The organism is Caenibacillus caldisaponilyticus (assembly GCF_002003465.1).
Classification (GTDB): domain Bacteria; phylum Bacillota; class Bacilli; order Bacillales; family Sporolactobacillaceae; genus Caenibacillus; species Caenibacillus caldisaponilyticus.
Window position 1 is genome coordinate 75,869 of sequence record NZ_BDDQ01000021.1, and the last position, 13,633, is coordinate 89,501.

Annotated in this window: 10 protein-coding genes; 1 reads left to right on the forward strand and 9 read right to left on the reverse strand. The window is 54.5% G+C overall.

The annotated features are described in order from the left end of the window. Positions 1 to 201: 201 nt before the first annotated feature. From CCB157_RS07495 to corA, 9 genes are all read right to left on the reverse strand, one after another. Positions 202 to 1,200 (reverse strand): NAD(P)/FAD-dependent oxidoreductase, encoded by a 999-nt coding sequence (locus CCB157_RS07495; protein WP_077615289.1) that lies wholly within the window; start codon positions 1,198 to 1,200, stop codon positions 202 to 204. A 587-nt stretch (positions 1,201 to 1,787) separates the two neighbouring features. Then, positions 1,788 to 2,582: a TIGR00266 family protein gene (locus CCB157_RS07510; protein WP_077615292.1), complete on the reverse strand. Its 795-nt coding sequence runs from the start codon at positions 2,580 to 2,582 to the stop codon at positions 1,788 to 1,790. A 265-nt stretch (positions 2,583 to 2,847) separates the two neighbouring features. Further along, a complete protein-coding gene (locus tag CCB157_RS07515) occupies positions 2,848 to 3,129 on the reverse strand; it encodes a hypothetical protein (RefSeq protein WP_077615293.1) in 282 nt (93 codons plus the stop codon). Positions 3,130 to 3,418: 289 nt separating this feature from the next. After that, positions 3,419 to 5,560 (reverse strand): ATP-dependent Clp protease ATP-binding subunit, encoded by a 2,142-nt coding sequence (locus CCB157_RS07525; RefSeq protein ID WP_077615295.1) that lies wholly within the window; start codon positions 5,558 to 5,560, stop codon positions 3,419 to 3,421. 415 nt (positions 5,561 to 5,975) lie between these two features. Then, complete coding sequence (gene aceA, locus CCB157_RS07530; protein WP_439951312.1) at positions 5,976 to 7,250, reverse strand: isocitrate lyase; 1,275 nt, start codon at positions 7,248 to 7,250, stop codon at positions 5,976 to 5,978. A gap of 181 nt (positions 7,251 to 7,431) precedes the next feature. Next, complete coding sequence (ymzB, locus tag CCB157_RS07535) at positions 7,432 to 7,773, reverse strand: protein YmzB (RefSeq protein ID WP_077615297.1); 342 nt, start codon at positions 7,771 to 7,773, stop codon at positions 7,432 to 7,434. Positions 7,774 to 7,842: 69 nt separating this feature from the next. Continuing rightward, entirely contained in the window at positions 7,843 to 9,357 is a 1,515-nt protein-coding gene (locus CCB157_RS07540; protein ID WP_077615329.1) for an FAD-dependent oxidoreductase, read from the reverse strand. A 486-nt stretch (positions 9,358 to 9,843) separates the two neighbouring features. Then, on the reverse strand, positions 9,844 to 10,599 hold the full coding sequence (gene yunB, locus CCB157_RS07545) for a sporulation protein YunB (protein WP_158077243.1): 756 nt from the start codon (positions 10,597 to 10,599) through the stop codon (positions 9,844 to 9,846). A gap of 79 nt (positions 10,600 to 10,678) precedes the next feature. Then, positions 10,679 to 11,641 (reverse strand): magnesium/cobalt transporter CorA, encoded by a 963-nt coding sequence (gene corA, locus CCB157_RS07550; RefSeq protein WP_143286962.1) that lies wholly within the window; start codon positions 11,639 to 11,641, stop codon positions 10,679 to 10,681. A 173-nt stretch (positions 11,642 to 11,814) separates the two neighbouring features. On the opposite strand from corA, the gene CCB157_RS07555 reads away from it, so the two are divergent. Beyond that, complete coding sequence (locus CCB157_RS07555) at positions 11,815 to 13,449, forward strand: long-chain fatty acid--CoA ligase (RefSeq protein ID WP_077615330.1); 1,635 nt, start codon at positions 11,815 to 11,817, stop codon at positions 13,447 to 13,449. Positions 13,450 to 13,633: the final 184 nt, after the last annotated feature.

Consider the following 13,633-nt stretch of genomic DNA (forward strand, 5'->3'; position numbering starts at 1 on the left):
TGAAGCGAGCGCGGCATCATCAAGCGAAATCGACCGGCGGCGGTCTCGATAGAACGTGCGATCTTGCTTTCCTATCATCAGATGCGGCGACAAAACGATGACGGGCCCGTCCTTTCACCGCTTTGTGAAAGGACGAGCCCGTCGATTGTTCGAATATTTATTTCAGCGCCGACGCTCCGTTTGTTTCATACCCGTCGCGATTCAAATCGTCATCGATGTGCTGTGCATCGGCTGAGTGCGGGCGCTTGGGTCGATGTACGTCTTCGCGTTGTTCACCGCCGTCGGCCCTTCGCCGAACCCGGTGGCGATCAATTTCACCTTGCCGGGATAGGACGTCACGTCGCCCGCGGCGTACACGCCGGCAATGTTGGTTTCCATCTTGGTGTTCACGACGATGGAATTTTTGTCGATTTCTAAGCCCCAATTCTTGATCGGCCCGAGCGCGGAGACAAACCCGTGGCTGACGATGACATCGTCGGCCTCGATCGTTTCCCTCGCCTCGCCGCGCGGGTTTTTGATCACAACGCGTTCAATGTTTTCCCCGTCGCCGATCAATTCGCTGATGACATAAGGGGTTTTAATCGTCACGCTCGAGTTTTTCATCTGTTCCACGCTTTGTTCATGGGCGCGGAACTGATCGCGGCGATGGACAATCGTCACCTTTTCCGCGATCGGTTCAAGCATGTTCGCCCAGTCGACCGCGGAATCGCCGCCGCCGGAAATGACGACTTTGCGCCCGGCGAACCGATTGAGGTCATTTACGAAATAGTGAAGGGTTTTGCCCTCATATTGTTTTTCGTTTTCCAATTCAAGCCGGCGCGGCCGGAAAGCGCCGACACCCGCCGTAATGATGACGGTTTTCGTGTAATGTTTTTCCCCCGTCGCGGTCGTGAGGATGAACGTGCCGTCTTCGCTTTTCTCAAGCGTCTCGACGGATTGATTCAGCACAATGGTCGGATGAAATTGGTTCGCCTGTTCGACGAGCCGGTCGACGAGTTCCTGCGCGCGGATTTTCGGAAACCCCGCGACGTCGAGAATGTATTTTTCCGGATATAAAGCGGACAGCTGGCCGCCCAATTGCGGCAAGCTTTCGATGATCTTCGTCTTCATTTGCCGCAGTCCGCTGTAAAAAGCGGTGAACAGGCCGGTCGGCCCGCCGCCGATGATCGTCACATCATACAGGTCTTTCGCATCACTCATGGACGGATCTCTCCCTGACTTTGAATTTGGCCGTATGCCGCCGGATGGAGGATGGTGAAAAAGCCGTTCGGATTCGGCAATGTCCGGCGGCGTTCGCCTTTTCTGGCGGTAATCCCGGACCCATCCGCCATCCCTGATCGGTGATCAGCGCGGCAATGTATTGGAACGATTGACGGATCTTCAAAACCTAACAACTGATGAAGCGTCCAAAACCCACAGTAACAGATTAATACATCCCGCGTGTTTCCGCAAAAGTTTTTCATAAATTTCACGCGCCGGATGACCGCGCTTCGTCGGCGAATGCCCCGCCATTCATTTGTCCGCAACCCGGCCACCGCCGGCCTTCGCCGTCTTGTCGACCGCGGCGGCCGATTTCGCCAAAAAAAAGCCCTCCCGCCGGCGGCGCCAGATCGGAAGGGCGTTTGTAAAAAAGGAACGACGTGAACGGCGAGAGCGCGCGTCCGACAAGAGCCTTAGGCGCTCGTCGCCAACGCCGAACCCCGAAATCCTTTGTTTAACCTTGCTCGGCAATAATGTCGGAAAAAGGGCTTCCCCCGATTGACCGGCGATCGTCCGATGTCCGGACCTCAATCGTCACCATCAAAAAGCCCCCAGACTCCTCCGAGGAGGCTGCCTTCATCGCGGCTGCGTCCGCCCGGGATTTGCGGCGCGGCGCTGAAGACCCGGCTCGCCAAACGGCTGAACGGCAACGATTGAACCCAAACGGTGCCCGGGCCCGTCAGCGTCGCGAAGAACAGCCCTTCGCCGCCGAACAATGCGGTTTTAATGCCGCCGACGTATTCAATGGTGTACTCGACATCGCGCGTCATCGCCACGAGGCACCCCGTATCGATGCGCAGTTTTTCCCCAACGGCCAGCGAGACCGCTTTGATCGTGCCGCCGGCGTGGACGAAGGCGAGCCCGTCGCCTTCCAATTTTTCCATAATAAATCCTTCGCCGCCAAAAAAGCCGGTGCCGAGTTTGCGCTGAAACTCGATGCCGACCGATACGCCCTTGGCCGCGCACAAAAAAGAATCCTTTTGACAAATGACGGTGCCGCCGAGCTCGCTCAAATCCAACGGAATAATTTTACCGGGATACGGTGCGGCGAACGAGACGTGCTTTTTGCCTACGCCCCGGTTTGTAAAAGCGGTCATGAACAAGCTTTCGCCAGTCAACAGGCGCTTGCCCGCGCCGAGCAGCTTGTTCATGAATCCCTTTTGTTCGCTGCCGTCGCCGAAAATCGTTTCCATTTCAATGCCGTCTTCCATCATCATGAGATTGCCGGCTTCGGCGATCGTCGTTTCATCGGGATCGAGCTCAATCTCGACGAATTGCATGTCATCGCCATAAATCTTATAATCGATGTCGTGGTTATTCACCTCATAACCTCCTCAAGAGCATCTCGTCATCCCGTTTCCCCATGTGGACGAACCGAAAAATACTTTTTTCGGACGCCAACATCCTCATTATACTTTTAAAACAGTAGGCGTTGAATTTTTTTGTATACCACGGCACAGACGTCCGCCGCGGACAGGGGGCACGCCGTTCCGGGACCGCTTTGCCCATCCCCCTTTCTAACAGCGAACGGGGGCATCCAAGCGACGAGGGCCGCGTCACGCCTCCATCTCATTGCGATCTTCCCCTTTATCCGGAATCTCGTCGCCTTTGGTTTTTGACGTATTTTTTAATGAACAACAGCAATTTCACGGCGGCGGCGGTCGCCGACGAGAAAATAAAAACAATGGTCATATAAACGTACAAAATTTCATCCGCGGTGATCAAGCAATAGATGCCGCCAACCAGAAAACAAACAGCCAAAATATGGATCAAATTACCGTCGGGACGACGGTATTGCAACAGGCCGACCATCACGCAGATGAACACGCCGATGATGAACGGGAAAACATACGGCAGGAGGAGATTCACGCCTAAACCTCCCTAAAAATACCGGTATCTATAAACATTATATATTGAAAGTTCTTGATATGATTGAAAAAAATTGAAAGCGTTCGAACATCGCTCCGCGCTTCAACCGCCCGCTTCCCCTTGGCCGGTTCACCCGCTCCGAGTGTTTCACGACAAGGGGCAGCACTGCGGCCTTCTGCAAGCCGAAACGCGATCGCCATCCGCAAAAACAGGCGCAAAAAAAGACCGGGAACATCCCGGTCAATGAATAAATGATCTTTTTACGCCACGCACCTAGTTGATTGGCGCCTCATGCCCGCCGGACGGCCAGTTCTCCGTTTTCGACGGTTACGGTCACCGCCGTGACGCCTTCCGCGTCCAGCACGAGGTCGGCGATGGCATCCTCGACTTTTTCTTCGATGACGCGGCGCAGCGGACGGGCGCCGAAGGTCGGATGGTAGCCGAGTTCGGCGAGTTTTTTCTTCGCTTCATCCGTCACCGTCACTTTGACGCCTTGCGCTTCGGCCGCTTCGAAGACATCCTTCAGCATCAGATCGACGATTTGGACGAGATCGTCTTTAGCCAAGGAACGGAAGGCGACGATCGCGTCAAAACGGTTCAGGAATTCCGGACGGAAGTATTCGGTCAAGCTTTCGATGACCTCGGACCCGTCCGCTTGCTTTCCGTCCTTGCCGAATCCGACGGTGATCTTTTTCACGCTTTGGCCGGCGTTGGACGTCATGATGATGACGGTGTCCTTGAAGCTGACCGTGCGCCCTTGGCTGTCCGTCAAACGGCCGTCTTCCATGATTTGCAGGAACAAGTTCAAGACGTCGGGGTGCGCCTTCTCGACTTCATCGAGCAAGATGATGCTGTACGGTTTCCGGCGCACTTGTTCGGTCAGTTGGCCGGCCTCTTCGTGGCCGACGTATCCGGGCGGCGCGCCGATGATTTTGGAGACCGAATGTTTTTCCATGTATTCGCTCATGTCCAAGCGAATCATGGCTTGGCGGTCGCCAAACAATTCCTCGGCAAGCGTCTTGGACAGCTCGGTTTTGCCGACACCGGTCGGACCGACGAAGAGGAAGGAGCCGATCGGCCGATTTTTTCTTCTGAAACCGGCGCGGTTGCGGCGGATGGCTTTCGCCACTTTCGCGACGGCTTCGCGTTGGCCGATCACTTTCGCGTTCAGGCGTTCCTCCAGATGTTTCATCTTTTCTTGTTCTTCGCGTTGCAGCTTGCCGACGGGAATGCCGGTTTTTTCTTCGACGAGCGCTTCGATGACGTCGACGTCGACGACGGCTTTTTCACCGCCGTGTTTGGCATTGGCAAGCTTGTCCTTCAAAGCGGCCTCTTCATCGCGGAGCTTGGCGGCGCGTTCATAATCTTCCCTTTGCGTCGCTTGTTGTTTTTCCCGCGCGATGCGTTCAAGCCGCTCTTTAATGATTTCCGGGTTCGGGACGACTTGTTTCAAGTTGACCTTCGAACCGGCTTCGTCCATGAGATCGATCGCTTTATCGGGCAAATAGCGATCTTGAATGTAGCGGTGCGACAGCGCCGCGCAAGCTTGCAACGCGGCGTCGGTGTATTGGACGCCGTGATAGGTTTCGTAGTTTTTGCGCAGCCCTTTCAAAATTTCCACCGTTTCTTCGACGGTCGGCTCGTTCACCATGATCGGCTGGAAGCGCCGTTCCAAAGCGGCATCTTTTTCGATCTTCCGGTATTCGTCCAACGTCGTCGCGCCGATCACTTGGATGTCGCCGCGCGCCAACGCCGGTTTTAAAATATTGCCGGCATCGGAGGAGCCTTCGGCGGAACCCGCGCCGACGAGCTGATGGATTTCGTCGATGAAGACGATGACGTTTTTCCGCTGTTCCAGCTCATCGACGAGTTGTTTCATCCGCTCTTCGAATTGGCCGCGGTAGCTCGTGCCGGCGACGAGCGAAGCGACGTCGATGACATAAATTTCTTTGTTCAACAGCTTGGCCGGAACATCCGCCGAAGCGATGCGAAGGGCGAGGCCTTCGGCGATCGCGGTCTTGCCGACGCCGGGCTCGCCGATCAAGACCGGGTTGTTTTTGTTGCGGCGATTCAACGTTTCAATGACGCGTTCAATTTCTTTCTCGCGCCCTATGACCGGATCGATCTTGCCCGCGCGTGCGCGATCCGTCAAGTTTTTGCCCAATTGATCAAGAAGTCCGCCGCCGCGGTTCGGGGCGGCCGTTTGCGTCTTCACTTGGGGACCGCCGCCGAAAACCATCCCCGCCGGAGCGGCGAAGAAGTTTTTGAAGAATTCATCAAAGGGCGTCTCCCCGCCGAAGTGGAACGGATTCGCTTGGGCGCGGAACTGTTGGTAGCACGCCTCACAGAGATTCAGATGTTCACGGCGATCATTGATTTGCACGTCCATTTCCACGACCGCTTCGTTTTTGTGGCAGTTGTCACAACGCATATCCGACAGCCCCCTTCATATATTTACAATCTGATCATTCCGACTTGACTTTGACTTTCTTTGACCTTTTAAGTTTTATAAAAACCCTGCCTCATACACTAACATCTGCAGCAGAGCACCATGGCCAAAGCCTCCTCTTGTTTGACTATCTTTGACCTTTCTTTCACTTCCTATTATAGTTTGACCTTTTTTGACTTTCAAGGGGGTTGCTTCAATTTCTTTAAAAAAATTTTTCCCGGCGAGAAAAAGCAAGCCCTATGTAAAATCAAGCGCCCGCCACCGGATCGTGACGGACGCGTTTGGATTGCGTGGCGTTCATCTTTTCTGCAACCATCCCCACGGATGATTTCACAGAATCAACAAGTCTTCCGACCACGTGTTCGCCGCGTGCTTCTTGGCCATCCGCATCGGCGCCTCAGACGAATTGTTCCTCTTCCGTCGACCCTTTCAGCGCCGTCGTCGAGCTGTTTCCGCCCGAGACGATTTGCGCCACTTCATCGAAGTACCCCGTTCCGACCTCGCGCTGATGTTTCGTCGCCGTATATCCCCGCGCTTCGCTGCGTAATTCCGCTTGTTGAAAATCGGCATAGGCGGCCATGCCGCGATCGCGATAGGCGCTGGCCAATTCGAACATGCTGTGATTGAGGGTGTGGAACCCGGCAAGCGTGACGAACTGAAACTTATAGCCCATGGCGGCAAGTTCCCGCTGGAATTTCGCGATCGTGGCATCATCAAGTTTCCTTTTCCAATTAAAGGAGGGTGAGCAGTTATAGGCCAGCCATTTGTCCGGATATTGGGCATGGATCGCTTCCGCAAATCTTTTCGCCTCATCCAGATCGGGCTCCGACGTCTCACACCAGATGAGGTCCGCGTAAGGCGCATAAGCGAGCCCCCGGGCAATCGCTTGTTCCAGTCCGGGCTTCGTGTAATAAAAACCTTCCGCCGATCGTTCACCCGTCAAAAATTCATGATCGGCCGGATCGATGTCGCTCGTGATCAATTGCGCGGCACGAGCGTCCGTCCGGGCGATGAGGACGGTCGGAACGTCCAAAACATCGGCCGCCAGCCGAGCCGCAATGAGATGCCGGATCGCTTCTTGCGTCGGCAAGAGCACCTTCCCTCCGAGATGCCCGCACTTTTTCTCGGAGGACAGCTGATCTTCAAGATGAACGGCGGCGGCGCCCGCTTCGATCATCGCTTTGACGAGCTCAAAAACGTTCAGCGCGCCGCCGAATCCGGCTTCGGCGTCGGCCACGATCGGCACAAACCAATCGATCGCCGTTTTGCCTTCGACGCTGTCGATTTGATCGGCCCGCGCCAAGGCTTGATTGATGCGTTGAACCACGTGGGGCACGCTGTTGGCGGGATATAAACTTTGATCGGGATACATTTGTCCGGCAAGATTCGCGTCGGCTGCCACTTGCCAACCGCTGACGTAAATCGCTTGCAAACCGGCTTTCACCTGTTGGACCGCCTGATTGCCGGTTAAAGCTCCGAGCGCGGCGACATAGTCTTCTTGTTGAAGGAGCCGCCAAAACCGCTTAGCCCCGCGCCGGGCCAGCGTGTGTTCCACGAGCACCGATCCCCGCAGTTTCACGACGTCTTCCGCGCTGTACGGGCGCTTGACCCCTTTCCAACGCTCGGTGTTCCAGCTTTCTTTCAGTTTTTCCACTTGTTCGGCCTGATTCATCACTGCTCACCCTCCCGCTTTACTGTAATATTACAGATTAAAAAATTATATTTTTATTATATAACAGAAAGCCCGGTTTGCTTTCGATTTTTTTACGTGATGTTTCGACAATTTCATACGCCTTTTATGAACCGTAAAAAAAGAACCCGTCGGCATCCGGCGGATTCCCGTTCATTCAAGTTCAGTGATATAAAGGCGTTAGCGTATATAACGCGCGATCGGTTCTCAGAAAAACGCCTTCCGGATCACAAAGGAGCTCACGGGCATCGTCCACGGGAATATCGAAGGCGTCGTACGGCAACGGCGCTCCGCCGTCCACCGTTCGGCCGTCGCCGACCAATTGATAGACCGCTTTCGGCAAATAACCGTCGCCCGAATGTTCGTAGACCTTGTGCTGATAAGCTTTCAAATCGATGACGGTTTGATCGATGTCGTCTTTTTCTTCTTTCGTAATCAGAATCCGATGCCCGACCCATTGATCCAAGATCTGTTCCAGTTCGTTGTGCTTGTGCGCTGCGCACACTCCGCATCCCTCCGTATCCCCATTTCAGCCTTGCCACAACGCCAAAGCCCCTTCACAACTCAGGCGGCTTCATCCCTCCATTTTGGTCAACGGCTGTTCAGCCGGGCCTTCGATGATGTCGCCGTCCGTTGAGAAGCGCGAGCCGTGGCACGGGCAATCCCACGTCCGATCCCCGCGGTTCCATTGCAATTCACAGCCGAGGTGCGTGCACGTCGCGTCGACGATATGGAGCCGGCCATCGTCATCTCTGTAAGCGCCCGCCCGTTTCCCTTTATAGGAAACGATCCCGCCTTCGCCGTTTGCCAAATGGTTCGGCGTTGCCGTCGGCACTTCCAACTTGCCTTGAATGAGATGTTTGGCCACGTCTCCATTAACAAGAAGGAACTTCTTCAAGCTCGGATCGATGGAAAAACGGGAGGGGGAAAACAGTGATTGATAAGGATTCTTCCGATTTAAAACGTTGTCGCGCATCAAATGGGCGGCCAGGATGCCGGACGTCATGCCCCACTTTTTATAGCCCGTCGCGACCAGCACATCGGGGTAACCCGACGTGATCGGGCCGATGTAAGGGATTTTGTCCAACGTATAAAGATCTTGCGCCGACCATCGGTAAAGGATGTTTTCCGCCCCGACAACCCGCTCGGCAAAATCGGCGAGCGCCTTGTAATGTTCCCAAGTGTCCCGACCTTGCCCGGTTTTATGGTTTTCGCCGGCGACCAATACGACCTCTTCGCCGCCGATTTTCAGCGACCGGAGCGACCGGGAAGGAGATTCGGCATTGATGTACATGCCTCCGGGATAGGCTTTAGCCGCCTTGACCGCGAGGATATACGCCCGCTCCGCGTACATCCGCGTGAAATACAGCCCTTGCCACTCATAAAACGGAAAATGGGAGCAAGCCAGCACTTTGCGGCAAGTCACGCGAAAGCCATCGCGGGTGATGACCGTCGGTTGGTGGCCTTTTTCCACGTCAACGGCGGTCGTCCCTTCAAAAATCCGCACCCCTTTGGCGGTGAGCTCTTCGACTAATCGCCCCAAAAATTTGATGGGATGAAATTGCGCTTGATCTTTCATGACGATCGCGTTTTTAACGGGGAGGTCAAAGGGAATCTCCCCTAGACGTTCGCCTTCGATCCCGAGTGTTTCATAGGCTTTGGCCTCTTTTTCAACGAGTGCCGCGGTCCGTTCGGTCGTCGCATAGACGACGGCATCCTGTTCGGTGAACTCGCAATCGATGCCGAGATCGGATGCGGTATCTTGCACAAAAGCTATGGCGTCCCGATTCGCTTCATAGTATAAGCGCGCCGCCCGCTTGCCCATATGTTGGATCAATTCGTCGTAAAACAATCCGTGCTGGGCGGTCAGCTTCGCAGTCGTATGCCCGGTCGTTCCGTTCAACAGCCGATCGGCTTCCAGCAAGACGACGTCGACGCCTTCGCGGGCGAGCAGATAAGCGGCGGTGATCCCCGTGATCCCGCCGCCGACGACGGCGACATCCGCTGTGATGTCTTCCTTTAACGGTTGGAATGGTTTGGCAGGGAATGCTTTTCTCCAATACGGCTCCGGTGTCTCCGGCCACTTCATATCAGTCACTGAAATCCCCCCTAAGGATCATCCGTTCATAGTTTGCCAACCTCCGGAAAAATCTATTCCCTTGACGCGATCCGCCCGGTCGAACGGCGGAGCTTTTCCCGGCGTCGCAATCCATTCGACGCGCGCCGCGCTTTTTAGTCAAACATCAATATGACGAGGCTTAATATCGCCATAAGAATGATCGCCCCGAAGATGACGACCGTCGAACCGAATCCCGTTCTCCCCTTCACGGCCACCCGCATCCGCCCCTTTCGCTTTTTACGATTAATATGCTTCAACGCCCGGCCGTTGATACGCGCTGCTTCTGCCTTACGATGGGGAACGTTCGCTTCGGCTTCAAGTCGGCATAAAAAAAGTCCCGCCGAAACGGGTCCCCATGCAACCGTTCAGGCGGGACTCGGAGCGATCGAATCCTGAAAAATCCCGAACGCCCCGGAACTTAATAGCCTCTTGCGCAACCTCGCGTTCTTTGGAACGTCATCTGCCGCCGTTCCCGTTCATGTATTTCGGCGTCTCGCCCCTGTAGAAATCCTCGGTGATCGGAATGTCTTGTTCCAGGATGCTTGGCTTGGTGGAAAAGGGCATGACGATGCGCACGTGCACCCAGACGTGGATGATCAGCTGGATTTGCACGCTATTGATCCCGGTTTCTTTTATCTTCGGAGTCACGTTTGTTTTGACGTCGCTCATCAGCTCGAAATGAACCGGTATATTCGGCCCCAGGCTGCCGAAAAGCGCCGTTTCCGTCACTTGTCCCAAAGGGATGGACGCCGAAACGCCTATCGGTTTTTTATTGATGCGGATGATGCGCTCCTTCCCGTGTTCAATCGAAATTTTCCCGTTCTCGACGAGCTGTAAAAACGATTGGATACGCTTGGTTTTTTCATACTGGTACGCCCGGATCGCCGCGGTGTCAAAATTGATGTCGGTGACCCGGCCCTCCTTGTCGTACGTTTTAAGAAAAAATCGTTTATTTTCCTCCATAATATCGTCGCGGTTAAAGTCGATCGCTTTTTTCAATTTCTCAAGTTTGATGTCGTGTAAACCGTAGTTGATCGCATACATCACGGCCTGTTCCGCCTCGTTTTGCGCCATTTCCATTAAAACCGGCTTCATTTTTTGATCAATGAATGTGAGCCCCAACCAGGTCGCAACGACAAAGAGCACCAATGCCATCATAAAGACGCCGAAAGGCCGAAGCCGCAGGCTTTTCTTCGACCTTTTCAACCGCATGCGCCGGAGAGTCCCCCTCACGCCCATCACCTAAAAGCATATATATGCTTATAAATCGATGGGCTGCACTCGTAAATCGTCAATCGATATCGAACCAACCCTTTCTGCGAAACCACGCGTACAGCGTCCAACCGATGAGGCACATCACCAAAACGATGATGTGGAAACTGTACCGGCCGCCAAGGCCCGGAATGTGGCGAAAATTCATGCCGTAAACGCCGGCGAGAAAGGTGAGCGGAATGAAAATCGTGCCGATGACGGTCAGCGTTTTCGTGATGTGGTTGGTTCGATAAGCATTGATTGTCATATAGTTGTCGCGCAAAATCTCAATCGCTTTTTCATTGGCTTCGATCAATTCGGAAAGCCGGAACAAGTGGTCATACACATTATGGAAAAAATAATAATTCTTGGCGCCCTTTACGAACTTGTCGGATTCGAGGATGGAGAACATCAGATCTTTCATCGGGACGATGGAATAGCTGAGCTTGAGCAACTGGCGGCGGATGGCAAACATTTCTTCAATCATCGTTCCCTTCGGGCGGTGATGGCGGTTCTCTTCGATCGCCAAAATCCGGTCACCGCAGGCCGCGACGATCGGATAATAGTCCGAGACGAGTTCATTGATCATCAAGCGGACGACGTCCATCGGGGTTTCGACGCCTGTTTCTTCATGTTTGATCATCCGCTCGATCTCCGCTAAAAAATTCAATTTTTCTTTGTGATAAGTAATGAGAAAACCGGCGCCGATAAACAGATCCAGCTCTTTGACCACCATTTTGTCCGCTTCAATCGCGTGCATGATGAGGTAATGATGATCTTCGAACACCTTGATTTTCGGATGGCGCAGATAGGCCAGATGCCGGCCGACGGCAAAACCGACGAACGGATAACGTTTTTCTAATAAAGCCATTTCACGGGCATCGGGGCGATCGAAATCCACCCAGTACCAGCTTACCTTCGTTTTTTCCAAGTCTTCGAGCGGCCGATTCGCCAGCAGCCGGCCATCCTGCGTCATGAGGAGCGTCCGAATCACTCTGATCACCCGAACCTTTCAATCATAGCTTAGCCGTCCGCCGGGCATTTAATGTGCGCCCCGGGCGGCATGCCCCTACAGGCGCTTCAGCAGCGAAAAACATTTTGACATACTTGTCAGAATAATTTAAGATCAATCCAAAGGAAACCGCTTTCAAATATGATAAGGGGGAATGTGCGATGATGATGAACGTGCCGCTGGTGCTCACATCGGTGCTTGAAAGGGCCGAAACCATTTTTCCGAAAAAAACGGTCGTTTCCCGGACCGCTTCGGGGATTCAGCGCTACACTTATAAAGAGATCGGGGAACGGACGCGGGCGTTGGCGAGCGCCCTCGCCGAGCTGGGCGTGAAGCGCGGCGACCGCGTCGGCACGCTGGCTTGGAACGACCATCGTCATCTGGAAGCGTATTTTGCGGTGCCATGCATGGGAGCGGTGCTTCATACCATCAACATCAGGCTTCCAAAAGATCACTTAAGTTACATCATCAACCACGCCGAAGATAAAGTGCTTCTCGTCGACCGCCAATTTCTTCCGCTCATCGAAGCCATCAAAGATGAGCTTTACACCGTCCGGGCGTTCGTCATTCTTGGCGATGAAGCGGAAGTGCCGGAAACGGCGCTGGCCCCCGTCTACGCCTATGAATCACTGATTGCGGCCGGCGATCGGCGATATCGCTTCCCCCAAGATCTCGATGAAAACGAACCATCCGGCATGTGCTACACGTCCGCCACGACCGGCTTGCCGAAAGGCGTCGTCTATACGCACCGCAGCTCAGTGCTTCACGCCCTGACCTTGGGCTTGGTCGACACGTTAGGGTTGTCCGAGGCCGATGTGTGTCTGCCGATCGTTCCGATGTTTCACGTCAATGCATGGGGAACGCCCTATGCATGCACCTATTTTGGTTCCACTCTCGTCTTGCCCGGTCCGAACGTCACGCCAAAAGTGATTGCCGAACTGATCGAAGCCGAAAAAGTGACGACGGCCTCCGGCGTGCCGACCGTCTGGCTCGGTTTGGCGAAAGAACTTCAAGAAAGGCCGCACAAAACGGACAGCCTGCGCGCCGTCATCTGCGGCGGTGCGGCCGCCCCGAAAGGCTTGATCCGCCTGTACGAAGAAAAACTCGGCATTCCTTTTATCCACGCCTACGGATTGACGGAAACCTCTCCCCTCGTTTCCGTCGCCCGGCTGAAAAGCTATCAAAATGATCTTCCCGAAGAGGAAAAATGGGAGATTCGCGCGACGCAAGGCTTGATCGTACCGGGACTGCAAGCAAAGCTCGTCGGCGAGAACGGGGAGGCGGCATGGAACGGCAAGGAAATGGGCGAGCTCTGGCTCCGCGGGCCATGGGTGGCGGACGAATACTATAAAGATGAGCGCAGCCGCGAAGCGTTTACCGACGGCTGGCTGCACACCGGCGACATCGCGACGATCGACGAGGAAGGCTTTGTCAAAATCGTCGACCGCGCCAAAGATCTCGTCAAAAGCGGCGGGGAGTGGATTTCCTCCGTCGATCTGGAAAACGCGCTCATGGCCCACGAAGCTGTCTTTGAAGCCGCCGTCATCGCCGTCCCCCATCCGAAATGGCAAGAACGCCCCATCGCTTGCGTCGTCTTGAAGGAACCGTATCAAGCGACGACGAGCAAAGAAGATTTGCTCGATTATTTGCGGCCCCAGTTTGCCAAATGGTGGCTGCCCGATGACATCATCTTCCTGGATGAAATCCCCAAAACTTCCGTCGGCAAATTTTTAAAACGGGCCCTGCGCGAACGCTTTAAAAATCATCTCACCTCCGCCTCCGACCCGTCGATGGCTTGATTCGGCGAATGCGTGCGAGCAACCGCCGTCTCAACCTTCGACGAACGCCAACCCGTTGACGAGCAAGGCACGCATCTTTAAATAGCGGCGGGCTCGATCCAACATGAACCGCAGGGCGACGGAGTGATGCGGTTTTAACAGGCGTCGTCATTTTTCCATGAAAAAAGCGGCCGCCATTGGCGGG

Bases quoted from the DNA above. Each gene is read 5' to 3' on its own strand.
- aceA (WP_439951312.1), bottom strand. From the start codon at position 7,250: ATGAATCAGGCCGAACAAGTGGAAAAACTGAAAGAAAGCTGGAACACC.
- CCB157_RS07555 (WP_077615330.1), top strand. From the start codon at position 11,815: ATGATGAACGTGCCGCTGGTGCTCACATCGGTGCTTGAAAGGGCCGAA.
- CCB157_RS07525 (WP_077615295.1), bottom strand. From the start codon at position 5,560: ATGCGTTGTGACAACTGCCACAAAAACGAAGCGGTCGTGGAAATGGAC.
- yunB (WP_158077243.1), bottom strand. From the start codon at position 10,599: ATGCGGTTGAAAAGGTCGAAGAAAAGCCTGCGGCTTCGGCCTTTCGGC.
- CCB157_RS07495 (WP_077615289.1), bottom strand. From the start codon at position 1,200: ATGAGTGATGCGAAAGACCTGTATGATGTGACGATCATCGGCGGCGGG.
- CCB157_RS07540 (WP_077615329.1), bottom strand. From the start codon at position 9,357: ATGAAGTGGCCGGAGACACCGGAGCCGTATTGGAGAAAAGCATTCCCT.